The sequence below is a fragment of the Kitasatospora sp. NPDC029367 genome (genome assembly GCF_055569135.1).
In genome coordinates, this window is sequence record NZ_JBVHYH010000038.1 from 35,024 (window position 1) to 58,118 (window position 23,095).

The window sequence follows — 23,095 nt, forward strand, 5'->3', positions numbered from 1 at the left end:
CCCCAGGAACCCCCCCCAACCCCATCCCCCCCCCCCCCCCCCCCACCCCCCCCCCCCCCCCCCCCCCCACCCCGCCTGGCCCCCCCCCGGCGCTCAGGCGTCGCCCCGGCCCGGCCGTGGTCGGCCCGGGGCGCCTTCCGGCCCTGGCCGTCTTCCCGTCCGCCTTCCCCGCCCGTCTTCCCCAGCCGTCTTCCCCGCCCGTCTTCCCCAGCCGTCTTCCCTGCCCGGTGGACGCACGGCACTGCGAGTAGACACTGTCTACGGTGATCCGGTAGACAGTGTCCATGACCGAACAGGACCGCGACCTCCGCGCCCGCCTGGTGGCCGCCGGCATCGAGCTGGTGACCGAGGAGGGCGTCCACGCCCTCGGGCTGCGGGAGATCGCCCGCCGCGCCGGGGTCTCCCACGGAGCACCGCGCCGCTACTTCCCCACCCACCGCGAACTGCTCGCCGCCGTCGCCCGGCACGGCTTCGGCCGGCTGACCGACACCCTGGCCGGTGCCGACGCCCTCGCCGCCGGCACCGGGGCCGACCCCCGCACCCGGATCGAGGCCCTCGCCCGGGCCTACCTCGGCTTCGCCGCGGCCAACCCCGGCATGTTCGAGCTGATGTTCCGCCACGACCTGCTGGAGGGCAGCGGCACCGAACTGCGCCGCTCCACCCTGCCGCTGTTCCGCACCTTCGTCGGCCTGGTCGGCGAACTCCACCCGCAGGACGAGGACCCGACCGCCGCCACCGCCGCGCTCTGGGCCAACCTGCACGGCCTGGCCCAACTCCGCACCTGGGGCAGCCTCGCCCTGGCCACCGGCAGCGACGGCATCGAACCCCTGCTGGGCGCCACCCTGACCGCCCACCTCGGCCCGGCCACCCGGTGAAGCCCCGTCGCCGCGAGCGGCTCACCCTCGCCACCAGCGTCACCGGTGCCGTCCTCGTCGCCCTGGACGGCACCGTGCTCGGCGTCGCCCAGCCCACCCTCCAGCGCGACCTGCACGCCTCCCTGACCGCCGTCCAGTGGACCAGCACGGGCTACCTGGTCACCGTCGCCGCCCTGCTGGTCTTCGCCGGCCGGCTCGGCGACCGCTACGGCCACCGGCGCACCTTCACCCTCGGGGTGGCCGGCTTCGCCGCCGCCTCCGCCGGCATCGCCCTCGCCCCCGACATCGGCTGGGTGATCGCACTGCGCGTGCTCCAGGGCCTCTCCGGCGCCCTGCTCCAGCCCGCCACCATCGGCCTGCTGCGCGCCGTCTGGCCGGCCGACCGGCTGCCCGGCGCGATCGCGCTGCGCACCGCCGCGCTCGGCGTCTCGGCCGCCGCCGGACCGCTGGTCGGCGGCGCGCTCACCACCCACTTCGGCTGGCGGGCGGTCTTCCTGCTCGGCCTGCTGCCCGCCGCGGCGGCCCTGGTCGCCGCCCTCGCCGTCCCCCCAGTCCGCACCGAACCGGCTACCGGCGGCCTCGACCTACCCGGCGCGGGACTGCTCGCGCTCGCCCTGGCCGCCCTGGTGCACACCCTGGTGACCCTGCCGACCGACGGCTGGTCGACCGGCACCGCGCTCACCCTCACGGCGGCCGCCCTGGCCACCCTCGCCCTGGCCCGGCACGAGCGCCGCACCGACCGCCCGCTGCTGCCTGCCGCCCTGCTGCGCGCACCCACCATGGGCCCGGCGCTGGGAGTCCTGCTCGCGGCCTCGGCGGCGCTCTTCGCAACGCTCTTCCCGGCCAGCTACTTCCTCCAGGACGCCCTCGGCCTCGACCCCCTGGAGAGCGCCCTGCGGGCATCGCCGCTCGCCGTGGCGATGGTCGTCGCCGCACCCGTCTCGGCCGGACTGGCGAAGCGCCGCGGCACCCGCGACACCGTGCTGGGCGCGATGGCGCTGCTCACGGCGGGCGCGCTGCTCACCGCCCGGCTCGGCCCGTCCTCGGGCGCCGTCGCGATCGGCGGCTGCTTCCTGCTGCTCGGCGGCGGTTTCGGCACGGTGATGGCCGTCGCCACCTCCGCCGTCGTCCGGGGCGCGGCCGCCGCCGAGGCGGGCGTGGCGGGCGGCCTCCAGCAGACCGCGATGAACGTCGGCCCGGCCCTGGGCGTCGCGCTGGCCACCGTCCTGGCCGGGCGCGCGGCACCGGGCGCGGCGCTCGCCCCGGCCGCGCTGGCCGCGGCCGCCGTGGCGGCGGCGGGACTGCTGCTCGCCACCCGGCTGCCCGGCCGGGCCGTCGCCACCCGGCCTCGGGAGGCCGCCGAGCCGGGGGCCGCCGGACGCCCGTGACGGGCGCCCGACCAGGACGGCCGGGGCAGCCGGGGCAGCCGGAGGGAGCGTCAGACGCCCGTGGCGCCGTCGAGAGCCTCGCGCAGCAGGTCGGCGTGGCCGTTGTGGCGGGCGTACTCCTCGATCAGGTGCACCAGGATCCAGCGCAGCGAGGCGGTCTCGGCACCGAGCACCGCCGCCAACGGAGCGGGCAGCGGTCCGGCCTCGTCCAGCGGCACCCCGCGGGTGAGCTCCCGGCCCCGCTCGACCTCCCTCCGCCAGTCGGCCAGGGCCTGCGCCATCCCGCGCGCGGCGTCCAGCCCGTAGCCGTCCGGATTCTCCGGGCCGTACCGAGGCGGCACCTCCTGACCGGCGAACACCCGCTGGTACCAGGTGCGTTCGACCTCGGCCAGGTGCTGGACCAGCCCGAGCAGGGTCATCGTCGAGGGCGGCACCGAGGCCGTCCGCACCTGCCCGTCCTCCAGCCCGGAGACCTTGTGCTCCAGGGTGGCCCGCTGGAAGTCCAGCCAGCCCTCCAGTGTGGTCCGTTCGTCCGCCTGCGGGGACGGGATCGGCCGCCCGTCCGGTGTGCTCGCCATGGCCGCCACTGTGGCACGCACCACTGACAACGGCCCCCGGCCCGGCCGAGTACGCCAGGGGCCGGTCCGGGGTCAGGGGTCAGGCCCGGCCGGTCGTGGAGATCACCACCACCTTGGCCACCGTGCCGTCTCACGGGGCTCGACGGCGCACGGGCCCGGGCCTCGCGCCGTTCGGCGGCTCGCGACCCGCGATGTCACGATCCGCCGCGCCGCCCGGTCCATCCAGCACCCGTACGACGAAGAACAGAAGAACAAAGGGAGCGTCCTCACCATGAAGGCCTTAATCGTGTGTGTCTCGGTTTCCCACGGCAACACCCGGCGGATCGCCGAGGAGATCGCCCGGCCGCTGGCCGCACCCGTGGTCACACCGGAGGAACTGGACCCGGCCGACCTCAGCGGCTACGACCTGGTCGGGTTCGGCTCGGGCGTCTTCACCGGCCGCCTCCACCCGCGCCTGCGGGCCTTCGTCCGCAGCCTGCCGACCGTCGTCCCGTCCGCCGAACACCCCTGCCGGGCCTTCGTGTTCGCCACCAGCGGCCTGCCCGAACCCGGCTTCCGCCCGTTCACCCGGCCGACGGAGCGCGCCCTGGCGGCGAAGGGCTTCCGGATCGTCAACGGCTTCACGGCCCGCGGCCACGACACCTGGCTCCCGTTCCGGCTGGTCGGCGGCATCAGCAAGCACCGCCCCGACAACCGCGACTTCGCCGCCGCCCGCACCTTCGCCGAGCAGCTCCGGAGCACCTCCACCCCGACGTCCTGAGCCCCGCACCCTGGGTCCGGTGGCCGGGCCGCCGCCCGACCACCGGACCACCTACGTACGCCGCAGACCCGACACCCGGGCCCGCGCCCGCGCCACCCGCGCCTCCCTGACCACTCCCCTGTCCCGACGCCGGGTGAGTACCACCAACAGCACCAACTGCACCACCGCACCCACTCCCTGGCCGACCCACACCCCGTCCACCCCCCACCACCGTGACAGCGCCACCGCCGCCCCCAACTGCCCACCGAGTCCGAACACCGCCGACACCACCAACGCCCGCCCGGCCCCGGTCGCCTGGTGGTAGCCGCCGAGCGCGACCGCCGGGGCGTACGGCAGCAGGTAGAGGGCAGCCAGGTGGAGGAACCCCGTGGACCGGGCGGCCACCGCCGGGTCGTCGGTGAACAGCGCGGCGAGCGGGCCGGCCGCACCGGCCGCCAGCAGGGCCGCCGCGGCGCCCAGTCCGACGGCGAGGCGGGCGGTGGCGCGCCGCAGGTCGCGCAGCGGCTCGGGCGCACCGGCCCCGACGAGGTGGGCGGCCCGGAGGGCGACGGCCTGGCGCAGCGCGTAGAAGGCCATGGTGAGCACGAGCAGCAGCCGGTAGCCGATGCCGTACCCGGCCACCGCCGCCACCCCGAACCCCGCGACCAGGGCGAGTTGGGCCGTGCCGACGGCCATCCGGGCGGTGAAGTCCAGACCGTACGGCGCACCGGCCCGCAGGATGCCGAGGGCCGCCGACCCGACGCCCGCCGCCCCGGCGCCCCGAACCTCCCCAACGCCCCGTACCGGCACGGCGGCCCGAGGCCGCAGGCGCAGGGTGACGGCCAGGGCGACCGCCCGGGAGCCGGCCAGGGCCAGTGCCGCGCCGGGCACGCCGAGGGCGGGCAGCGGGCCGGCGCCGAGGATCAGCAGCGGGTCGAGGACCAGCAGCAGGGCGTTGGAGAGCAGCGCGATCCGCATCGGGGTGCGGGTGTCGCCGCTGCCCTTGAAGAGTTCGTCGGCGACCCGCTGGGCGAAGAACAGCGCGAAGGCTGGGAAAGCGACGGCGAGGTACTCGGCGGCTCTGGCAGCGGCCTCGCCGTCGAGGAAGGCGGCCGCGATCCGGTCCCGCAGCAGGAAGCCGGGGGCGGCGAGGGCGAGGGTGCCGAGCGCGCAGAGCCGCCAGGCGGCGCGGGTGATCCGCCCGGCCTCGGCCCCGTCTCCGGCGCCGAGGGCCCGGGCGAGCCGGACGCTGACGCCGGAGGACACCACCAGGACGAGTCCGAGCAGCAGGTTCTCCAGGGTTCCGGCCAGGGTGACGGCGGCCACGGCGGCCCCACCGAGACCGGCCACCCAGAGCGTCCCGATCACCGTGGCGATCACTCCGGACAGCAGCTCGGCGTAGACCGGTCCGGCCAACAAGGCCAGCCGGACGGACTGTTCGCGCACGGGTCCCCCCATCGTCGCGCCGCCCGCACCGGAGCAGGCGGCTGCCTCGAATGGATATACATCGATTCGAGGCACCTCGACAAGAGGTAGCATCATCCGCGGTGCGGGGCGCATCATGGGGCGCACTCCGACGAAAGGGCTCCGACCGTGCTGACCCTCGCGATCCTCGGCTTCCTGTACGACCAGCCCCTGCACGGCTACGAACTCAAGTCCCGGATCACCGGATTGACCGGTCACGTCCGACCGGTCAGCGACGGCGCGCTCTACCCCGCGATCACCCGACTGGAGAAGGCCGCGCTGCTGGACCGCCGCACCGAACCCGGCAGCGGCGCCGCGCCGCGCCAGACCCTGGAACTCACCCCGGAGGGCCGGGCGGAGCTACTGCGGCGACTGGCCGACCCCGAGCAGGCCGAGATCACCGACCAGATCCGCTTCTTCACCCTCGCCGCCTTCCTCCACCAACTGGCCGACCCGGCCCGGCAGGCCGCCGTACTCCGGCGCCGGTTGGACTTCCTGGAGGCGCCGAGCAGCTTCTTCTACGACGGGGACGGCCGGCCGGTCACCGCCGAGCGGGAGCCGAACCCGTTCCGGCGCGGCATGCTGCTGGTCGCCCGGGCCTCCGGCGCCGCCGAACGCGCCTGGCTGGCCGAGACCATCGCCGGCCTGGAGGGCCGCGCGGACGGCGCCGCGCGGTGACGTCGGCGGTGCCCCCGCCGGAATCCAGCGGGGGCACCCGCCGCGGACCGGAGGCAGCCCGCCGCGACCCGGTGGCGCCCGCTGTGGACGGGTGGCGCCCGAACCGCCCGGGCGCTCCAAGGAGTGCGGGCCACCAGCCCGAACACCAGGCCGAACGGCCCCGCCCCGGCACGGAACCGACCCCTCCGACACCCATCCCAGGGCGGCCCCGGCGTGGCTATGATGATCTGCCTCACGACCACGGCGCCCCTCCGCTGGCGTGATCCACCACCGCGCCCCGCCCGCCCCCTGGAGGCAGCCGTGCCCAGTGAAGAGACCACAGCCGCCGGCCCCGTTCCCCGGAAGCGGGACGACATCCCGGGCTGGTTCTTCGGCCTGGACCGGGCCGCCTTCTCCCACCTGCTGTCCGCCCAGACGGCCGCCGGGGTCAGCGGGGACATCCTGGAACTGGGCAGCTACCTCGGCCGCAGCGCCGTCCTGCTCGGGGACCACCTCCAGCCGGGCGAGCGGCTGACCGTCTGCGACCTCTTCGACTCCGAGGCCGCCGACGCGGAGAACGCCGCCGAGATGACCATGTCCTACCGCAAGACCCTCACCCGCAGCGCCTTCGAGTCCAACTACCTCGCCTTCCACGCCGAGTTGCCCGAGATCGTCCAGGCCCCCACCTCGGTGCTGGCCGACGGCCGGATCCCGGCGGGCAGCTGCCGCTTCGTCCACGTCGACGCCTCGCACCTGTACGAGCACGTCAGCGGGGACATCCTGGTGGCCCGGGCCGCGCTCGCCGAGGACGGCCTGATCTCGCTGGACGACTACCGTTCGGAGCACACCCCGGGCGTCTCGGCCGCCGTCTGGGAGGCCGTCTTCACCGGCGGGCTGCAGCCGGTGCTGCTCACCCCGATGAAGTTCTACGGCACCTGGGGCGACGCCGCGGCCGCCCGCCGGACCCTGCTGGCCCGCGACTGGCGGGCCGAGGACTACGCCGTCGACGAGGACACCATCGCCGGCCACCAGGTCCTCCGCCTCAACTACCAGGTCAAGGCGCCCGCCCAGCTCCAGCGCTCGGCCTCCCGCCGGATCGCCCTGGACCTCCTCCCCCCGGTCGCCACCCGCGCCACCCGCCGGGTCCTCCGCACCCTGCGCGAACGCCGCGACGTGCGCCCCACCGCGAGCTCCTGACCCCTGGAACGACCCCCGCGCTCCGGCGCGATCCCGACAGATCCGACGCGACCCCGGACACAATCCCGGACGCAATCCCGGACGCGACCGGCCACCGCCCCGGACACCCGCCCGAAACCCACGGCCACCAGCGCCATCACCGCCGTCGCAGCGCCCGCTGCGGCGGCGGTTCGCGTTGCGGCGCCGCCGCGGGCCGCCGCGCGCCGTTGAGCGGACCGTGGCACCGCCGTCATCCGGCCGTCAGCTCGGGCTCAGCTCGAACCCGGAATGTTCACTTCATCCGACTGACGCATTGTCGAAAATTCGCTCACTCACATGGGTGAATCTCCATTAAAGGTTTGCCCATGGACCTTTAAAGACCGCATAGTGATGGCACCTCAGTTTGGTCTTGAGAAAGCCAAGTTCAGGCAAAATCCTTGTGAGTGAGGAGAGACCCATGTTCCACGCTTCCACCTCCGCGGGCCCCGGGCAGCGGCTCCGCGCGGCGATCGCGGACCAGGGCACCACACCCCTGATCGGCGTCCACGACATGTACTCGGCCTCCATCGCGGCCGAGCACTACGACGGCATGTTCGTCTCCGGCTTCGGCTTCGCCGCCTCCTACTACGGCCTGCCGGACATCGGCTTCATCGCCTGGCCCGACATGGTCGCCTTCGTCGAACGGCTGCGCGGCGCGTTCCCCACGCACCACCTGCTGGTCGACATCGACGACGGCTACGTCGATCCCGAGGTCGCCTGCCACGTCGTACGCCGGCTGGAGGCCATCGGCGCCTCCGGCGTCATCCTGGAGGACCAGAAGCGCCCGCGCCGCTGCGGGCACGCCGACGGCAAGCAGGTCCTCCCGCTGGAGGAGTACCTGACGAAGCTCGAACTCGTCCTCGCCGACCGCACCGACCTCCTGGTGGTCGCCCGCACCGACGCCACCGAGGAGGCGGACATCCTGCGCCGCGCCCGCGCGCTCGCCGAGACGGACGCCGACGTGGTCCTGGTGGACGGCGTGCGCAGCGAGGAGTGGATCCGCCGGATCCGCAAGGAGGTCGGCGACAAGCCCCTGCTGTTCAACCAGATCGCGGGCGGCAAGTCCCCCCGGCTGTCCCTCACCGAGCTCACCGAGCTGGGGGTGGACGTCGCGATCTACAGCACGCCGTGCCTGTTCGCGGCCCACCGGGCGATCGACGAGGCGCTCACCAGCCTCAAGACCGCCGACGGGCGACTGCCCTCCCAGGCCGAGCAGGCCAAGCCGGTCGGCGTGCGGGAGTCCACCGAACTGCTGGAGCGCAACATCACGCGCTCCCGGCGGCTCGCGGACGTGACGGCTTGAGCCCCGGGCCGCGCCGGCCCGCCCCGCCCTCGGCGGCCGCCACGCTGCGCGCCACCGTCCTGGGGCTGACCGGGGCGTGCGCCCTGCTCGCGGTCGGCGCGGCCCCGGCCGCCGCGGGCGGCAGCCTGATCACGGTCATCGACAACTCGCACGCCGACTCCTGGCTGGAGGTCGACCGCACGGCCAACCTCCAGCAGGGCGGCGGCTCGGCGGGAAGCGACCACGACGGCGCCGGGTCCCTGGTCGGGGGCCTGGGCGGGTCCCTGGTCGGGGGCCTGGTCGGGGGTCCGGGCGGGGGCCTGGCCGGCAGCGGAGGTGGGCCATGACGGCCCGCGCCCGGCGCCCGCACTGGTGGCGCAGGTTCGACCCGTACCTGCTGGCGCTGGCGGGGACGGTCGGCCTGGCCGCGCTGTTCCCGGCCTCCGGCGCCGGGGCCCGGTTCGCCGCGACGGCCTGCGACCTCGCCGTGGCCCTGCTGTTCTTCCTGTACGGCGCCCGGCTGTCCACCCGGGAGACCGTGGCCGGGCTGCGCCACCTGAGACTGCACGGGCTGGTGCTCGCCGCCACCTTCGGTCTCTTCCCGCTGCTCGGCCTGGCCACCGCGCTGCTGACGCCGGTTCCGCTGACCGAACAGCTGCAGGCCGGGGTGCTGTTCCTCTGCCTGGTGCCGTCCACGGTGCAGTCCTCGGTGGCGCTGACCGGCGCCGCCGGGGGCGACGTCCCGGCGGCGATCTGCGCGGGGACGTACTCCAGCCTGGCCGGGCTGGTGCTCACCCCGCTGCTGGTCGCCGGACTGCTGGGCTCGCACGCCGGGCTGTCGGCGGACGGGCTGCTGCGGATCGGGCTCCAGCTGCTGGCGCCGTTCCTGCTGGGGCAGCTGCTGCGGCCGTGGATCGGCGGCCTGGTGGCCCGTCACAAACGGCTGCTGACCCCGGTGGACCGCGGCTCGATCCTGCTGGTCGTCTACACGGCGTTCAGCGCGGCGGTGGCCCAGGGCATCTGGCACCGGGCGACGCCGTTCGCCCTGCTCGGGATGGTCGTGGTGCTGCTGGCCCTGCTCGCCGTGACCCTGGCGGTCACCGGGCTCGGGGCGCGCGGGCTGGGGCTGGACCGCCCGGCCGCGATCGCGGCGATGCTGTGCGGTTCGCAGAAGAGCCTGGCCAACGGACTGCCGATGGCCACCGTGCTGTTCGGGGCGGAGGCGGGGGTGATGGTGCTGCCGCTGATGGCCTACCACCAGCTCCAACTGGTGGTGGGCACCGTCCTGGCCGGGCGCTGGGCCCGGGCACCCCAGCCGGTCCCGGCCGGCGGGCAGCCCGCGGCCGAGCTCAGCCCGGCGGGCGGGCCGCCAGCGCACGGCTGATCCCCCGGCGGAGCCGGCTGGAGGCACCGGGCAGGTGCCCCAGCCGGCTCAGCCGTTCCTCCGTCAACTCCGGCCGCCGGGCCAGCAGCAGCACCGCGGCGTACGGGCGCTCGCCCTCCCGCAGCCGCTCGGCCACCAGCTCCACCAGTCCGTCCAGGGCCTCGCCGGTCACCGCCGGGTGGGCGGCCAGCAGCCGCAGCAGGTGGTTGTCGTTCCAGGTGCTGTGCCGCCGGACCGACAGGGTCACCAGCAGGTCGAGCGGCGCGGCGGGGTTCCGCGCGATCGTGTGCCAGACGAACGGGTACTCGCACCGGGCCAGCACGCGCAGCACCCCGGGGTGGGCGGTCCGCTCGGCCAACCGCCGGTAGGCCCCGGGTTCGTGCAGGTGGTCGAGCGCCTCGGCGTCGCTCAGCCCGTCCGTCGCATGGGTGTCGTCCATGTCGGGACGCGAGCCTATCGGGGCCCGTCCCCGAGGAGGAGGACGGACCTACTCCCAGCGGGCGGCCGCCGTACTGAGCGCGGTGTCGGGCAGGACGGGCAACTCCCCCGCCGGCGGCAGCGCCCAGGCCTCCGGATCGGACGCGAACGGCCCGGTGCGGTCGCCGAGTTGGGCGAGGGCACGCTCCCGGGCCAGCTCCACCTGCCGGTGGGTGGCCCGGTCGATCACGCCGAGCCGCCGGGCCTCGGCGTACTCGTCCTCGTCCTTCCAGCTGTGGGAGCTGAGGTCGGGGGTGATGACCAGATCCAGGAAGAGGTCGAAGGTGTCGATCCCGATGGCCGTCCGCCGGTACGGGAGCTCGAAGTTGACGTACCAGCGCAGCGGGCGGCCCTCGGGACTGAGGAACCGGTGCACGCTGTACAGCTCCCCGGCGGTGAAGCGGCTGACCACCACGGTGTCCCGCCAGAGCCAGCGGTCGAGCTGCCAGGACCCGGCGGCCAGGTCGTCGATGCCGCGCCTGCGGGCGGCGACGTCGTCGTTCCGCTGGGAGGCGGTCCAGCTGGCGGGGGCGAGGCTCTCGGTGCCGGGGCGGGCGGTCATGGTCAGGGTGGTGCCGTCGTCGGCGAGCACGGTGTACGGCATCGCCGTCCAGATCCGTCCGTCGACGACGTCCCGGCGCACGGCGGTGCTGCCCGCCGCGAAGGGGCGTACCGTCACCGGACGTAGTAGGCGCGGTGGTGGGCGGCCACCGGGGCGGACTGGTAGGTCCAGACGCCGGCCGCCGGGGCCTCGCCGATCAGCTGGGCGAGGTCGCGGGCGGCCTCCTCGGCCGGGTTGCCGAGGTCGAGCCGGACCCGGTCGGCGGTGCGGTCGTCCAGGGCGTAGTAGCGGTACGGGTGGTGGACGTTGAGCGGTCCGGCGAGCAGCCTGCCCTCGTCGTCGGTGCCGTAGCCGGTGATCGGGGTGTTGTTCACCGGCTCGGGGGTGAGGCCGACCAGGTCGACGTCCAGGCCGAGGATCTCCTCCTGGTGCCGGTGCAGCCCCTCCGGCCCGAGTTCGGCCCGGCGGCAGGAGATGCTCCACCGTTCGCGCACGGCGGCCGCGTTGAGCGAGGGCAGGGTGGTCTCGAACCAGCCGGGGTGCTTGGGTTCGGCGTACAGTCGGCGCCCGGCGTCGATGGCGAGCGGGTTGTCGCACAGCACGTGCAGCCGGGCGATGCCGAGCAGCTTGGTCTGGTCGTAACCCCGGGCGTACTGGCCGTAGTTGACCACCGGGATGCGCTCCTCGGCGAACACCGGGTGGGCGATCAGGTTGATCTCCAGCTCCTCGGTGATGCCGCCGCCGTTCGGGTACTGGGCGAAGTACAGCTGGTAGTTGAGCGAGACGCAGGCCCCGCCGTCGAAGGTCGCGGCGCTCAGCCCGGGGTGGCGCTTGTCCAGCAGCCGGCGGGCCCGGGCCGGGTCGACCAGGTAGTCGACGCCGATGTTGTGCAGCGCGCCGTAGTGGAAGGGCAGGTGGTACGGCTCCGGGACGGGCGGCAGCGGCAGGCCGGTCATGAGGGCTCCGAAAGCGAGGGGGGCGCGGGCGGGGAGAGGGTGGTCGGCCGCCGCAGGGCCAGCAGGTCCTGGTGCATCCGTTCGGCGCTGCGCAGCGCGAGGGCGGCCATGGTGAGCGAGGGGTTGGAGGTGCCGAGCGAGGGCATCGAGCCGCAGCCGACGGCGTACAGGTTGGGGTGGTCCCAGCAGCGCTGCCACTGGTCGACCACGGAGCTGCCGGGGGAATCGCCCATCAGGTGGGTGCCGCCGGCGTGGCCGGCTCCCCGGTAGCCGTGGACGGCGCCGCGGTGCTCCAGCCGGCCGGGCCAGCCGGCGCCCGGGTAGGCGGTGTGGTCCTCGGCGCCCAGCAGGGCGAAGAGCTGGTCGGAGACGGCCCGGGCGGAGGCCATGCCCTCGCGGACGTAACCGCCCAGGTCGTAGTGGATCGCGGGGGCGGGCAGGCCGAGCGGGTCGCGCCGGTCCGGGTCGAGGGTGACCCGGTTGGCCGGGTCGGCGGGCTGCTCCAGTTCGAACTGGAGCGAGAACTGCCGCCCGAGCCGGTCGCCGAGGCGTTCGCGCAGCTCCTTGCCGCGCAGCCCGGCGGCGAGCAGCGCGGCGGCCTCGGTCGCCGGGTCGCCGCCGGCCCAGGACCAGCCCCAGTTGCCGATCTCGATCCGGAACGGCGCCCGGTGCCGACGGGCCCCGCCGAAGCGGAAGGCCTCCAGTCCGCCGGTGGAGCCCGGGCCCCGGTAGGGACCGACCTGGCGGGGCATCAGCCCCCAGGTGAGCAGGGCAGGGTGGTCCATCAGGTTCCGGCCGACCTGGTCGCTGCGGTTGGCCAGGCCGGACAGCAGCAGCAGTCGGGCGTTCTCGATCGCGTGCGCGGCGATCACCACCAGGTCGGCGGTCACCCGGTGCGCGGTGCCGCCGGCCAGGTACTCGACCCCGGTGGCCCGTCCGGTCTCCGGGTCGGCGAGCACCCGGCTGGCCACGGCCTCGGTGCGCAGTTCGACGTCGGGCGCCCAGCGGGCCTGGGTGCGCAGCGGGGTGTACTTGGCGCCGCCCGGGCAGGCCGGGACGCAGCTGGCGCTCCCGGCGCAGGGCGCGCCGTGGCCGCTGCCGGGCCGGGTGGGCAGGCCGTTGCGGGCGTGCGGGGTGCGGGTGACGGCGAGCCGGGCCGGGTCGGACATGGCGGGGTCGCGCACGGTCCGGCCGTCGAGGGCGCGGGCCAGCTGCCGGTCGAGGTAGCTGGCCGGGATCGCCCGCATCGGGTAGGTGTAGCCCGCGGGGAGGGGCAGGCCGACGGCCCGGCGCTGTTCCTCGGCCTCGGCGGCGACGCCGAGTTCCTGTTCGGCGTCGCGGTAGTGGGGTTCCAGGTCGTGGTAGCCGATCGGCCAGTTGCGGCCGTGGCCGAGGTCGCCGGTGCGGAAGTCCTCGGGGTGCATGCGCGGGGTGAGGCCGGTCCAGAGCAGCCCGGTGCCGCCGTTGGCGCGCAGGTAGCCGCTGGCGTAGGGCAGCGGGCCGTACTGGCGCAGGTGGCCGTGGGCGGTGTAGCCGCCGTCCGGGTGGCTGGTGAGGTCGGTGACGTCGGGTGACGGGGCGTCGGGGTTGTGCGGGTAGGGCGAGGTGGGCGGTCCGCCGCCGGCCGCGCGGTGGGCGGCTGCGGTCTCGGCGCTCCCCGGTGCGGTCCGGCCGGCCTCCAGGACGAGGACCCGCCAGCCCCGGGCGCCGAGCCGCTGGGCGACCAGGCTGCCGGCGAAGCCGGCCCCGACCACGACGGCGTCCCAGTGGGCGCTCACCGCTGCTCACCTCCGAACGGGGCGCCCTCGGACGGCGCGCCTCCGAACGGGGCGCCGTCGGACGGCGCACCTCCGAACGGCGCGCCCCCGGCCGGGGCCGCGGCCCAGCTGCCGTGCCCGGGGGCGGCGGCGCCGGGCGGGCTGGCCCGGAAGGTCCGCCAGACCAGTCCGTGGTCGTGGGCGCGGGCGGAGCTCGGCGCCTCGCCGGGCCAGGCGCCGACGTACCAGAGGTGGACCAGGGCGTGCTCGTCGCGGACCCGGTGGGCCAGGGTGGTGCGGTGGTGTTCGTCGGCCATGCCGGTGGCGCGGAGTTCGGGGACGTCGAAGCCGGTGAGTTCGGCGCTGACGCGCAGGAACTCGTCGAGGTCGGCGAGTTCGTCCTCCTCGGCGGGCCCCCAGGGCCCGTACGGGTCGTCGGCTGCGGTGCGATCGTCGGACACGGACACGCGGGTACCCCCACGATCGTCGGCGGACGGCCAGGAGCGGATGGCCAAGACATGACAGGCTGGTGCCGAGCGGGCACGCTCCGCCTGCTCAGCGCGATCCTCCCGTCCGGGCGGACCACCGGGGGCCGCTTGCCCGAATGTGACGCATCTTGATCAGTTCACGATCAAATGCCGTCCCCGCATGGCGGTTCCTGAACCGTTTCCGCTCAGCCCAGCGCGCGCACCGCCGCCAGCACGTCCAGGCCGAGCGCCGGGTCCGCAGTCTCGGGCAGATTGACGGACAGCCGAGTGACCAGCCCCGCGTACCGGCGGTGGATCTCCCGGGCGACCTCCTCGACCGTGCCGGAGACCGCGAAGGCGTCGAACACCTCGTCCGAGACCAGTGCCGTCATCTCGGCCCAGCGCCCGCGCACCGAGTGGGTGTGCAGCTCCTCCTGCAAGCCCTCCCAGCCGTGCTGCGCCAGCACCGGGCGGTAGGCCGGGGTGGAGGCGTAGAAGGCCAGCCGCTCGCGCACCCCCGCCCGGTTGGCCGCCAGTTCCTCCTCGGTCCGGCCGGTGGCGGTGAGCACGTTGCCGACGGTCTCGAACGGCCGCCCGGTCCACTCCGCCCCCTCGGCCTCCGCCCGCGCCCGCGCCTCGACCAGTCCGGGCAGCACCTGCTCGGTCAGGTAGGCGGTGGAGCAGAACGGGTGCGCGAGGAAGCCGTCCGCCACCGCCCCGGCGGTGCGGGTCATCAGCGGCCCGACGCCCGCGAGCAGGATCCGGGGCACCCCGGACGGCACCGGGTCGGGCGAGAACACCGGCGTCATCACCGTGTGGGTGTAGAACTCGCCCCGGAACCGCAGCCGTTCACCGGTCTGCCAGCTGTGCCAGATCGCCCGCACCGCGTGCACGTACTCCCGCATCCGGGCGGCCGGCCGGTCCCAGGGCATCCCGAAGCGCTTCTCGATGTGCGGCTTGACCTGCGAGCCCAACCCGATGACGGCCCGTCCGCCGGAGGCCGCGTGCAGCCCCCAGGCCTGGTAGGCCAGCGTCATCGGGGTGCGGGCGAAGGCCACCGCGATGCCGGTGGCCAGCTCGATCGACTCGGTGCGGTCGGCCGCGCGGGCGAGCTGGAGGAACGGGTCGTACGCGGTCTCGGCGACCACCAGCCGGTCCATGCCCCGGCGTTCGGCCTGTTCGGCGGCGTCGAGGATGCCGGCCGGGTGCCCGGAGGCGGTGGCGTCGAGGCGGAGGGCGGCGGGTCGGTCCATGCGGGTGCTCCTGGTCGCGGGGCTTGCGTCGTGCGGGGCTCGTGCGGTGCGGCGGGCTCATACAGCGCCGGGCTCGGGCAGCGCCGGGCTCGGGCGGTGTCGTGCGGTGCCGTGCGGCGGTGGTACCCGCCCAGCCTGCCACGCCGTCACGGGCCGGCCGGTCGGCCCTCCCCGGCGAACAGCCGGTCCAGGTGCCGGTCGACGGCGGTGAGCGCGGCGTCCGGCCCGACCACGCCCAGCTCCAGCAGGGTGGTGAACCCGGTCAGCGCGAGCATCAGGTCCGTCTCCACCACCGGGTCCCGGTCGGCCGCCACCAGCCCGTCGGCGATCGCCTGCCGCACCACCCGCTCCACCTCCGCCCGCCCCCGTACCAGCCCGCCGCGCGCCCGCTCCCGGACCTCCTCGTCGTGCAGCGCCTCCAGGACGTAGGCGGCGCTCATCCGGCTGGTGACCCGCGAGTCCGGCTGCAGCGGCAGCAGTTCGACCAGCATCGCCCGCAGCACGGCGCGCGGGTGCGGCCGTTCGCCCAGCCCGGCCAGCGCCCGGGCGACCCGCAGGCCACTCTGCTCCCCGGCGAGGTCCATCGCGAATCCGAGCAGCTCCGCCCGGGAGGCGAAGTAGTGCTGGAGCTGACCGAGCGAGATCCCGGCCTCCCGGGCGACCTCACGCAGGGTCAGTTGGGTGGTGCCGCGCTGCTCCACGATCCGCCACAGCGCGCGGGCGATCGTCTCGCGGCGCTCCCGATGGTCCACCTGCTTGGGCATGCCCGGCACTCCTCGACGACTCCCGACCAACCTTTTCCATACGCTTGACATAATACAGCCGACCTACAACGCTGGGGGCATTCCCGAGGGAGGAGCGTCCCATGCTCGTACAGCCCGTCGCCCGCACCACCGGGGGAACCGTCCGTGGTTTCGTGGACCGCGGCCTCGCCGCCTTCCGCGGCATCCCCTACGGCCGGCCCCCGGTCGGCCCGCTCCGCTTCGCCGCCCCCGCCCCGCCCGAGTCCTGGGACGGCGTCCGCGAGACCGTCGAGTACGGCCCCGTCGGCCCCCAGTCCGGCCCCCTGCAGGTCGAACCGACCACCGGCACGGACTGGTTGACGCTCAACGTCTGCACCCCGGACCCGGACTCGGCCGGCCTGCCGGTGCTGGTCTGGCTCCACGGCGGCGGCTTCATCTCCGGCACCGCGGGTGACCCGCTGTACGACCCGACCGGGCTGGCCCGGGCCGGCCTGGTCGTGGTGACCGTCAACTACCGGGTGGGCGCCGAGGGTTTCGCCCTCCTCGACGGCGCCCCGGCCAACCGCGCCTTCCTCGACCAGATCGCGGCCCTGGAGTGGGTGCAGCACAACATCGCCGCGTTCGGCGGCGATCCCGCCCGGGTCACCGTCGCCGGCCAGTCGGCCGGGGCCTCCTCGGTGGCCGCGCTGCTGACCGTGCCACGGGCCCGCGGCCTGTTCCACCGGGCGATAGCCCACTCCGTCGGCGGCAACCTCGCCACCCCCGCGCTGGCCGCCGAGATCACCGCCGCCCTGGCCGAGCGGCTCGGCACCGCCCCCACCGCGGCCGGCCTCGCCGGCACCGACCCCTGGAAGCTGGCCGAGGCCGTCACCGCGCTCGGCACCGCCCTCCCCGAGCACCTCGCGCGCTGGGGCCGGCTCGCCCACACCGGCGTCCCCACCGTGCCGGTGGTCGACGGCGAGCTCCTCACCGAGGAGCCCTGGACGGCGCTGGCCGCCGGACGGGCCGAGGGCATCGAGCTGCTGGTCGGCCACACCCGGGACGAGTTCCGGCTGTTCGCCGTGCTGGCCGGCCGGCACGGCGCCTTCACCGAGGACGACGCCCGCACCGCACTGGACCTGCTCGCCCCGCGCCCGGGCGGCCCGGAGGCCTACCGCGCCGCCTTCCCCGGCGCCACGCCCTCCGACCTGGTCGAGGCCGTCTTCTCCGACTCGCTGTTCAAGATCCCCTCGCTCCACCTCGCCCAGGGCAACACGGCGGCCGGCGGCACCTCCCACCTCTTCCAACTCGCCTACCCGGCCCCCGCCCTGGGCGGGGTGTTCGGCGCCTGCCACGGCCTGGACCTCCCGCTGGCCTTCGGCTCCCTGGACAGCCCGATGGCCCGGCAGTTCCTCGGCGACCCGCCCGCCCCGGAGGCCGTCGCGCTCTCCCAGGAGCTCCAGCAGGCCTGGATCCGCTTCGTCGGCACCGGCGATCCCGGCTGGGCCGCCCACGAGCCGGAGCAGCAGCTGACCCGGGTCCTGAGCGCCCGTTCGGAGACCGTCCGCTACCCGGACCAGGCCTCCCGCGGCATCTGGGCGGAGGGCGGTCCGACCCGCTTCGACCTGGTCTGACGCTCCCCCGACCTGGTCCGACGCTCCTCCGACCTGGTCTGACGCTCCCCCGGCCCGGGCGGGCACTCCCGCCCGGGCCGGCCCCTTCGCCGGTGGCCGCTCAGCGCCCGACCGTGGCCAGGTACCCGGCGGTCAGCTCGGGCGTGGCCAGCCAGGCCGCGTGGTCGCTCGGCTCGGCGTAGGTGTTGGCCAGCCGCCGGGCGACCTCCGGGTGCTCCGCCGCGGCCGCGAAGACGCCCTGGAGGTGGTCCGGCATGGTCAGCAGGGCGGTGGTGAAGTCGACGGCGTGGCGGGCGTGCCGCTGCCAGAACCGTTCGGCGGTGCGGCACATCCAGTCCGCGGTGAAGGGGGCGTCGCCGTGCTCGCGGATCGCCCGCCGGTACGCCTGCGCCGCGCGGGCGGCGCCGTTGGCGCCCTGCCCGGTGATCGGGTCGTTGACCACCACCGCGTCGCCCAGGCCCAGCACGTGTACGGCGTCGACGCCCGAGCCCAGTTCGGCCACCGGACGGCGGACGGTCGGGGTGACCGCGCCGCACAGCCCGGCCCCGGCGTCGGTCGGCTCGGCCTCCCGCCACAGCTCCGCCTCCCAGGGCAGGTACTCGGCCAGCAGGGCACGGATCCGGTCGAGGTGGACGTCGGGCGCGGGCCCGTCGCCGAACACGTCCAGCGGGCCGCCGGGCAGCGCCTCCCAGAGCAGGATGTCGCACGGGCCGGTGCGGGTCAGGGCCGGCTGGAGGTAGAGCTCGCCCAGGCCGGGCAGGGCGTGCATCCGGGCCCTGGGCCCCGCGGCCGGGTCGGGCGCCCCGACGCCGTGCGCGTACAGGCAGGACAGGGCCCGCTGCGGCCGGTCGAACGGCGAGCGACGAGGGTCCCGTTCGAAGATCGCGGCGAGCTCGCCGCGGCCGGTCGCGACCACGGTCAGCTGGTGCCGACCGGCCAGTTCGTGCAGTCCGGCGCGGTCCAGGGAGCGGTACTCGACCCGGCCGCCGCGCTCGGCGAACAGCTCCAGCCAGCGGGACAGCTTGATCCGCTGGTCGACGGACCGGGCCGGCTCGTCGAGGGTCATGGTGAACTCCAGCGCGCGGACGCCCGGCGGCGCCACCAGCGCCGCGTCGACCGAGTGCACCGCCGGGGCCTCGTCCGCCCACAGGTCCAGCCCGGCCGCCGCCTCGATCCGCAGCGCCGGACCGAACATCGCCTGGGTGGACAGCACCCGCCCGTCCCGCAGCTGGTCGGGGGTGCGCTCGGCGACCAGCGTCACCTCGCAGCCGTCGGCCACCAGCCCGAGCGCGAGCTGGAGGCCGGCCTGGCCCGCTCCGACGACGGCGATCCGGCGCATACGGGGGCCTCCCGGGTCTGTCGACGATCCGTTGACGGTGCATCAACCAGGCACAGTAGTCGAGCCGCCGGGCCACCGGCAGGGTCCGGACGCGACGGAACGCGGGGCCCTCGTGCGGGCCGCCCAGACCACCGGACCCGTTCGCATAGTCATGCACTGAGATAACTCATTGACCACGCCGAGACGTTTGATGTATTCAGTTCTCCGCAAATCTATTCGCCGACTCGCGGTTCGAGGTCGCTCAGCGCGACCCGCACCGGGACCACTCGGAGAGGGATCGATCCACCATGCAGCCCGTCGCACCCCGCGGCTTCCGCGCCGTCACGACCAACATGGGCCTCAAGGACGTCGAGGACGACTTCGCGGCCGTCGTCTCCGAAGTCCCCTGCCGATCGGCCGCGGTGTTCACCCGCTCCCGCTTCGCCGGCCCCAGCGTCGTGCTCAGCCGCGGGGCGGCCGCCCTCGGGGCCTGTCGCGGGATGGTCGTGCTGTCCCGCAACGCCAACGTCGCCACCGGGCGCACCGGAGCGGACAACGCCGCCGAGGTCCGCGACCGGGTCGCCGGGATCGTCGGGATCCCCCCGGAGGAGCTCGTCATCGCCTCCACCGGTGTGATCGGTCGCCCCTACCCCATGGACGGCATCCGCGCCGGGCTCTCCACCCTGAACTGGCCCTTCCCGGAAGCTGATTACACCGCGGCGGCCAAGGCCATCATGACCACGGACACCCGCCACAAGGAGGTCCGGGTCCGCTGCGGCGACGCCGTACTGGTCGGCATCGCCAAGGGCGTCGGCATGATCGAACCCGACATGGCGACCCTGCTGACCTTCTTCTTCACCGACGCCGACCTCCCCGCCGACCAGCTCGACGCCCTGTTCCGCCGCGTCATGGACCGGACCTTCAACGCGCTCAGCATCGACACCGACACCTCCACCAGCGACACCGCCGCGCTCTTCGCCAACGGACTGGCCGGACCGGTCGACCCGGCCGCCTTCGAACAGGCGCTGTACGAGTGCGCGCTGCACCTCGTGCGGGAGATCGCCTCGGACGGCGAGGGCGCGTCCAAGCTGATCGAGGTCCGGGTGACCGGTGCCCGCGACGCCGCCCAGGCCAAGCGCGTCGGCAAGAGCGTGGTCAACTCCCCGCTGGTCAAGGCCGCCGTGCACGGGGCGGACCCGAACTGGGGCCGCATCACCATGGCCATCGGCAAGCTCCGGGACGAGACCGACATCGACCCGGCCGCCGTCCGGATCGGCTTCGACGAGCTCCCGATGTACCCGGAGGAGCCGGGCGACGCCCTGCTCGAAGGGGCCCGCCGCTACCTCGGTGGCGACGAGGTGGTGATCCGGATCGACCTGGGCATCGCCGACGGCGCCTTCACCGTCTACGGCTGCGACCTCACCGAGGAGTACGTCCGGCTCAACTCCGCCTACACCACCTGACACCCCGGCCCGGCCCCCCGCCGCACCGCCTGCTGCCCCGATCGGTCACCGGGAACGGGGCAGCCGGCGGCAGGCGGCTGGCCGCTGGCGACGGTGGGCGGTGGGCGGTTCGGGCCCGCTACCGCTCAGCCCCGCAGATGCGCGGTGAGCAGCCGCACCACGGCGTCGAGCTGCTCCGCCACGTAGAAGTGCCCGCCCGGGAAGACCCGCAGGCTGAACCCCCCGGTGGTGTGCCGCTCCCACTGGGCGACCTGCTCCACCGTGGCGTTGGCGTCGGTCTCCCCCACCAGGGCGGTGATCGGCTGCGGAACGACGGCGTCCGGCGCCGCCAGGTAGGTCTCGATGGCGGTGTAGTCGGCCCGCAGCGCCGGGATGATCAGCTCGCGCAGGGCCGGCACGTCGAGGATCCGCTCGTCCGTGCCGCCGAGCCGGACGATCTCCTCCAGCATGCCGTCGTCCGACATCAGGTGCACCGCGCTGTCCCGGGGCAGCGACGGAGCCCGGCCGGCCGAGACGAACAGCCGCTCCGGCCCGGCCAGACCGTCCCGGGCGAAGCGGCGGGTGACCTCGAAGGCGACCGCCGCGCCCATGCTGTGCCCGAAGAACACGACCGGGCGGTCCACCCAGCCGCGCAGCTCCTGGTAGACCTGCTCGGCGAGTTCCGGCACCGAGTCGATCGTCGGCTCCGCGAAGCGGTTCTGCCGGCCCGGGTACTGGACGGCCAGCACGTCGGCGTACGGCGCGAGCGCGTTGGCGTAGTCCATGTAGTAGCTGGCCGATCCGCCGGCGTGCGGGAAGATCACGATCCGGGCGGGAGCGAAGTCGGACGGGTTGAACCGGCGGAACCACGGGTTGTCGACGGCTGCGCTGCTGGGCATGCGGGGTGTGACCTCTCTCCGTGACGGACTCTGCTCACCCCAGTCTCTCAGTGCACCCGCACCACCGGGGGCGGTTACGGTGGGCGACCCGGATTCCGGCACTCCGGTCGGCCGCTCGGGCTCCTGCGGGGACGGGCTCCGCTCCGACCTCACCAGTCCCCTTCGGACTCGTCCGGTGCGACCCCCCAAGGGTCCACGGCCGCGTCCGGCTCGGTCACCCAGCCCGCCGCCAGCACCAGCCGGGAGAGCCGGTGGACGGCGAGGAAGCCGAACGGGCGGCCGAATTCCACGCTGACGTGGCGCTGCAGGAACGGCGGCCGCGACACGGCCGCACCGACGGCCACGCCCCCGAGGGCCGTCACCGAGGAAGCCCGGAACCCGCGGGCGCCGAAGGTCGCGGTGGCCTTCTGGCGCGCGCTGTTGACGAACAGCGGCAGCCCGCCGACCTGGAGGCCGGGCAGCCGGTCCTCCGTCCCGGACGGGGTGCTGAGCGTCGTCAGCCCGAAGACTTCCTTGCGGGCCAGCAGATCGTGTTCGGCCGCCACGGTGAACTGCGGGACGCCCACGGCCAGCAGGTCCGCCGGCTCGTACCGCCGCAGCATCTCGATCGTCAGCCCGGGGCCGGCGGTGCCGACCGGCAGCCGGTCGGCGGTGGTACGGCGGTACCGCTGCGTGAGCGACCCGATCCCGGCCGCCAGCACGCCGCCCGGATCGGCTCCGGGTTCGCCGAGCAGCAGGTGGACGGTGATGTCGCCGTACCCGAGCACCTGGAACTCGGTGACCGGGCCCACAGGCGTCTCCAACAGGGCCGCACGGTCCAGCAGACGCGTCGCCCCGGTCAGGTAGCGGACGGGTCGGCCCCAGTCGTCCGTGTGGTTCCCGCCGAAGCCGCCGGAGTCCTGGAGTGGTCGGATCCAGTCCGTCCGGAGAGTGAGCGCCGAGGCCAGCACCAGACGGCTGTCCGGGTTCAACTCGACCGGCATCTCGTCGATCGCACCGTCGGTCTGCTCGCTCGCCCAGGCGTCCAGCAGCTTCTTGTCCCGCTCCGAGTCACCGCTCAGCCGCCCGACCAGGTCCGCCGGGACGGAGGCCAGCCAGTCCGGGCGCAGCCGCAGCCGGTCGTCGGCCCAGAGCGCCAGCGCGGAGCGGACCGCCGGGACGTCCCGCAGCAGGCCGAGCAGGTCACGGGCGCGCTCGGCGGCGGCCGCGACCGGCACCCCGAGCGCCTGAGCCAACTCGCCCTGGACGGCGGTGCTTCCGGCCGGAGCCAGCAGCCCGAGCAGCGGCCAGACACCGGCCGGCATCAGGACTGTCCCCCGCCGCAGGTCGGCCTGCTCCACCCAGCGCTCCCCCAGCGCGTTGACGGCCCGTACCGCCTCGGCCCTGCTCATCCGTTCCCCCGTGCTCGGCGCTCCACTGCCGCCGAGCGTAGGAGGGCAACACCGGCCGGGGCCAGCGGTTTTCCCGGTCAGGACTCCCGGGCCAGGTACCGCGCGCGGGTCAGTTCGTGGACGCGGACGGCGTTGCCGTTGCCGGGGACGGTGGTCTCCCGCTCGACCCGAAGACCGAGCTTGGCCATCACACGCTCGGAGGCGGTGTTGCCGATCTGGGCGATGCTGACGATCCGCTCCAACCCGCAGTCCTCGAAGCCGAACCGCAGCGCCGCCGTCGCCGCCTCGGTGGCGATGCCCCGGCCCCAGAACGACCGGCCGAGCCGCCAGCCGATCTCGACGGCGGGCAGCACCTCGGGCAGGAACAGCGGCACCGCCAGGCCGGTGAACCCGGCGAGTTCACCGGTCTCGCGCAGTTCCACCGCGAACAGCCCGAAGCCCTCGGCCTCCCAGGCCCGTTCCCACCGCTCGATCGCCGCACGGCTCAGCTCGGGGGTGAGGACGCGCCGGTCGCCGATCCAGCGCATCACCTCCGGGTCCGCGTGCACCTCGGCCATCACCGGCACGTCGCTCTCGCGCCAGCGCCGCAGGATCAGCCGGGAGGTCTCGATCGTCACCATGCACCCATCATCCTC

General features: G+C 74.9%; 23 protein-coding genes. 10 read left to right on the top strand and 13 right to left on the bottom strand.

Annotation, left to right across the window (positions count from 1 at the left end; all coding sequences use genetic code 11):
* Positions 1 to 284: 284 nt before the first annotated feature.
* Positions 285 to 875 (top strand): TetR/AcrR family transcriptional regulator, encoded by a 591-nt coding sequence (locus ACZ4W5_RS21155; protein WP_465656149.1) that lies wholly within the window; start codon positions 285 to 287, stop codon positions 873 to 875.
* Positions 872 to 2,263, top strand: coding sequence for an MFS transporter (locus ACZ4W5_RS21160; RefSeq protein WP_465656151.1), 1,392 nt, complete (start codon positions 872 to 874; stop codon positions 2,261 to 2,263). Before ACZ4W5_RS21155 ends, ACZ4W5_RS21160 begins: the two co-directional genes overlap by 4 nt.
* A gap of 50 nt (positions 2,264 to 2,313) precedes the next feature.
* Here the strand turns inward: ACZ4W5_RS21160 and ACZ4W5_RS21165 are convergent, their stop codons facing one another.
* Positions 2,314 to 2,841, bottom strand: coding sequence for a DinB family protein (locus ACZ4W5_RS21165; protein ID WP_465656153.1), 528 nt, complete (start codon positions 2,839 to 2,841; stop codon positions 2,314 to 2,316).
* A gap of 271 nt (positions 2,842 to 3,112) precedes the next feature.
* Between ACZ4W5_RS21165 and ACZ4W5_RS21170 the strand changes: the two genes are divergently transcribed.
* Complete coding sequence (locus ACZ4W5_RS21170; protein ID WP_465656155.1) at positions 3,113 to 3,601, top strand: flavodoxin family protein; 489 nt, start codon at positions 3,113 to 3,115, stop codon at positions 3,599 to 3,601.
* Positions 3,602 to 3,652: 51 nt separating this feature from the next.
* Here ACZ4W5_RS21170 and ACZ4W5_RS21175 read toward each other — a convergent pair whose 3' ends face one another.
* Positions 3,653 to 5,026: an MATE family efflux transporter gene (locus ACZ4W5_RS21175; protein WP_465656157.1), complete on the bottom strand. Its 1,374-nt coding sequence runs from the start codon at positions 5,024 to 5,026 to the stop codon at positions 3,653 to 3,655.
* Between the two features lie 147 nt (positions 5,027 to 5,173).
* Between ACZ4W5_RS21175 and ACZ4W5_RS21180 the strand changes: the two genes are divergently transcribed.
* From ACZ4W5_RS21180 to ACZ4W5_RS21200, 5 genes are all read left to right on the top strand, one after another.
* Positions 5,174 to 5,722 (top strand): PadR family transcriptional regulator, encoded by a 549-nt coding sequence (locus tag ACZ4W5_RS21180; RefSeq protein ID WP_465656158.1) that lies wholly within the window; start codon positions 5,174 to 5,176, stop codon positions 5,720 to 5,722.
* 300 nt (positions 5,723 to 6,022) lie between these two features.
* Complete coding sequence (locus tag ACZ4W5_RS21185; protein WP_360240957.1) at positions 6,023 to 6,898, top strand: class I SAM-dependent methyltransferase; 876 nt, start codon at positions 6,023 to 6,025, stop codon at positions 6,896 to 6,898.
* A gap of 436 nt (positions 6,899 to 7,334) precedes the next feature.
* Positions 7,335 to 8,219 carry an isocitrate lyase/PEP mutase family protein gene (locus tag ACZ4W5_RS21190; RefSeq protein WP_465656161.1) on the top strand — a complete coding sequence of 295 codons (885 nt, stop codon included), beginning with the start codon at positions 7,335 to 7,337 and terminating at the stop codon, positions 8,217 to 8,219.
* Positions 8,216 to 8,545, top strand: coding sequence for a hypothetical protein (locus tag ACZ4W5_RS21195; protein WP_465656163.1), 330 nt, complete (start codon positions 8,216 to 8,218; stop codon positions 8,543 to 8,545). The genes ACZ4W5_RS21190 and ACZ4W5_RS21195 overlap by 4 nt, the downstream gene beginning before the upstream one ends.
* A complete protein-coding gene (locus tag ACZ4W5_RS21200) occupies positions 8,542 to 9,582 on the top strand; it encodes a bile acid:sodium symporter family protein (protein ID WP_465656165.1) in 1,041 nt (346 codons plus the stop codon). Before ACZ4W5_RS21195 ends, ACZ4W5_RS21200 begins: the two co-directional genes overlap by 4 nt.
* Here ACZ4W5_RS21200 and ACZ4W5_RS21205 read toward each other — a convergent pair.
* The 7 genes from ACZ4W5_RS21205 to ACZ4W5_RS21235 all read right to left on the bottom strand — a co-directional run bounded on the left by ACZ4W5_RS21205 (position 9,548) and on the right by ACZ4W5_RS21235 (position 15,818).
* Complete coding sequence (locus ACZ4W5_RS21205; protein WP_465656166.1) at positions 9,548 to 10,021, bottom strand: hypothetical protein; 474 nt, start codon at positions 10,019 to 10,021, stop codon at positions 9,548 to 9,550. The genes ACZ4W5_RS21200 and ACZ4W5_RS21205 overlap by 35 nt on opposite strands.
* Positions 10,022 to 10,069: 48 nt before the next feature.
* Complete coding sequence (locus tag ACZ4W5_RS21210; protein WP_465656168.1) at positions 10,070 to 10,738, bottom strand: ribonuclease FAU-1 family protein; 669 nt, start codon at positions 10,736 to 10,738, stop codon at positions 10,070 to 10,072.
* Positions 10,735 to 11,577: a hypothetical protein gene (locus ACZ4W5_RS21215; protein ID WP_360240938.1), complete on the bottom strand. Its 843-nt coding sequence runs from the start codon at positions 11,575 to 11,577 to the stop codon at positions 10,735 to 10,737. The genes ACZ4W5_RS21210 and ACZ4W5_RS21215 overlap by 4 nt, the downstream gene beginning before the upstream one ends.
* The gene (locus ACZ4W5_RS21220) at positions 11,574 to 13,355 is read right to left on the bottom strand and encodes a GMC family oxidoreductase (protein WP_465656169.1); all 1,782 of its coding nucleotides are present in this window, start codon (positions 13,353 to 13,355) and stop codon (positions 11,574 to 11,576) included. Before ACZ4W5_RS21220 ends, ACZ4W5_RS21215 begins: the two co-directional genes overlap by 4 nt.
* Positions 13,352 to 13,795: a hypothetical protein gene (locus ACZ4W5_RS21225; protein ID WP_465656171.1), complete on the bottom strand. Its 444-nt coding sequence runs from the start codon at positions 13,793 to 13,795 to the stop codon at positions 13,352 to 13,354. Before ACZ4W5_RS21225 ends, ACZ4W5_RS21220 begins: the two co-directional genes overlap by 4 nt.
* A gap of 212 nt (positions 13,796 to 14,007) precedes the next feature.
* On the bottom strand, positions 14,008 to 15,054 hold the full coding sequence (locus ACZ4W5_RS21230) for a TIGR03617 family F420-dependent LLM class oxidoreductase (RefSeq protein WP_360240929.1): 1,047 nt from the start codon (positions 15,052 to 15,054) through the stop codon (positions 14,008 to 14,010).
* A 146-nt stretch (positions 15,055 to 15,200) separates the two neighbouring features.
* A complete protein-coding gene (locus tag ACZ4W5_RS21235; RefSeq protein ID WP_465656173.1) occupies positions 15,201 to 15,818 on the bottom strand; it encodes a TetR/AcrR family transcriptional regulator in 618 nt (205 codons plus the stop codon).
* A 101-nt stretch (positions 15,819 to 15,919) separates the two neighbouring features.
* Here ACZ4W5_RS21235 and ACZ4W5_RS21240 point away from each other — a divergent pair, with 101 nt between their 5' ends.
* Entirely contained in the window at positions 15,920 to 17,410 is a 1,491-nt protein-coding gene (locus ACZ4W5_RS21240) for a carboxylesterase/lipase family protein (RefSeq protein WP_465656175.1), read from the top strand.
* A gap of 100 nt (positions 17,411 to 17,510) precedes the next feature.
* On the opposite strand, the gene ACZ4W5_RS21245 is transcribed toward ACZ4W5_RS21240, so the two are convergent.
* Positions 17,511 to 18,749 (bottom strand): styrene monooxygenase/indole monooxygenase family protein, encoded by a 1,239-nt coding sequence (locus ACZ4W5_RS21245; RefSeq protein ID WP_465656177.1) that lies wholly within the window; start codon positions 18,747 to 18,749, stop codon positions 17,511 to 17,513.
* 287 nt (positions 18,750 to 19,036) lie between these two features.
* Here ACZ4W5_RS21245 and argJ point away from each other — a divergent pair, with 287 nt between their 5' ends.
* Positions 19,037 to 20,191, top strand: a complete 1,155-nt coding sequence (argJ, locus tag ACZ4W5_RS21250) for a bifunctional glutamate N-acetyltransferase/amino-acid acetyltransferase ArgJ (protein ID WP_465656178.1) — start codon at positions 19,037 to 19,039, stop codon at positions 20,189 to 20,191.
* Between the two features lie 125 nt (positions 20,192 to 20,316).
* Here the strand turns inward: argJ and ACZ4W5_RS21255 are convergent, their stop codons facing one another.
* The 3 genes from ACZ4W5_RS21255 to ACZ4W5_RS21265 form a co-directional block, all read right to left on the bottom strand.
* The gene (locus ACZ4W5_RS21255; protein WP_360240914.1) at positions 20,317 to 21,069 is read right to left on the bottom strand and encodes a thioesterase II family protein; all 753 of its coding nucleotides are present in this window, start codon (positions 21,067 to 21,069) and stop codon (positions 20,317 to 20,319) included.
* 149 nt (positions 21,070 to 21,218) lie between these two features.
* Positions 21,219 to 22,460, bottom strand: coding sequence for a serpin family protein (locus tag ACZ4W5_RS21260; RefSeq protein ID WP_465656180.1), 1,242 nt, complete (start codon positions 22,458 to 22,460; stop codon positions 21,219 to 21,221).
* A 77-nt stretch (positions 22,461 to 22,537) separates the two neighbouring features.
* A complete protein-coding gene (locus ACZ4W5_RS21265) occupies positions 22,538 to 23,080 on the bottom strand; it encodes a GNAT family N-acetyltransferase (protein WP_465656182.1) in 543 nt (180 codons plus the stop codon).
* Positions 23,081 to 23,095: the final 15 nt, after the last annotated feature.

Coding starts and splice junctions, on each gene's coding strand:
- ACZ4W5_RS21240 (WP_465656175.1), top strand. CDS start 15,920: ATGCTCGTACAGCCCGTCGCCCGCACCACCGGGGGAACCGTCCGTGGT.
- ACZ4W5_RS21205 (WP_465656166.1), bottom strand. CDS start 10,021: ATGGACGACACCCATGCGACGGACGGGCTGAGCGACGCCGAGGCGCTC.
- ACZ4W5_RS21245 (WP_465656177.1), bottom strand. CDS start 18,749: ATGCGCCGGATCGCCGTCGTCGGAGCGGGCCAGGCCGGCCTCCAGCTC.
- ACZ4W5_RS21260 (WP_465656180.1), bottom strand. CDS start 22,460: ATGAGCAGGGCCGAGGCGGTACGGGCCGTCAACGCGCTGGGGGAGCGC.
- ACZ4W5_RS21255 (WP_360240914.1), bottom strand. CDS start 21,069: ATGCCCAGCAGCGCAGCCGTCGACAACCCGTGGTTCCGCCGGTTCAAC.
- ACZ4W5_RS21215 (WP_360240938.1), bottom strand. CDS start 11,577: ATGACCGGCCTGCCGCTGCCGCCCGTCCCGGAGCCGTACCACCTGCCC.
- ACZ4W5_RS21170 (WP_465656155.1), top strand. CDS start 3,113: ATGAAGGCCTTAATCGTGTGTGTCTCGGTTTCCCACGGCAACACCCGG.
- ACZ4W5_RS21230 (WP_360240929.1), bottom strand. CDS start 15,054: ATGGACCGACCCGCCGCCCTCCGCCTCGACGCCACCGCCTCCGGGCAC.
- ACZ4W5_RS21190 (WP_465656161.1), top strand. CDS start 7,335: ATGTTCCACGCTTCCACCTCCGCGGGCCCCGGGCAGCGGCTCCGCGCG.
- ACZ4W5_RS21200 (WP_465656165.1), top strand. CDS start 8,542: ATGACGGCCCGCGCCCGGCGCCCGCACTGGTGGCGCAGGTTCGACCCG.
- ACZ4W5_RS21155 (WP_465656149.1), top strand. CDS start 285: ATGACCGAACAGGACCGCGACCTCCGCGCCCGCCTGGTGGCCGCCGGC.
- ACZ4W5_RS21265 (WP_465656182.1), bottom strand. CDS start 23,080: ATGGTGACGATCGAGACCTCCCGGCTGATCCTGCGGCGCTGGCGCGAG.
- argJ (WP_465656178.1), top strand. CDS start 19,037: ATGCAGCCCGTCGCACCCCGCGGCTTCCGCGCCGTCACGACCAACATG.
- ACZ4W5_RS21165 (WP_465656153.1), bottom strand. CDS start 2,841: ATGGCGAGCACACCGGACGGGCGGCCGATCCCGTCCCCGCAGGCGGAC.
- ACZ4W5_RS21235 (WP_465656173.1), bottom strand. CDS start 15,818: ATGCCCAAGCAGGTGGACCATCGGGAGCGCCGCGAGACGATCGCCCGC.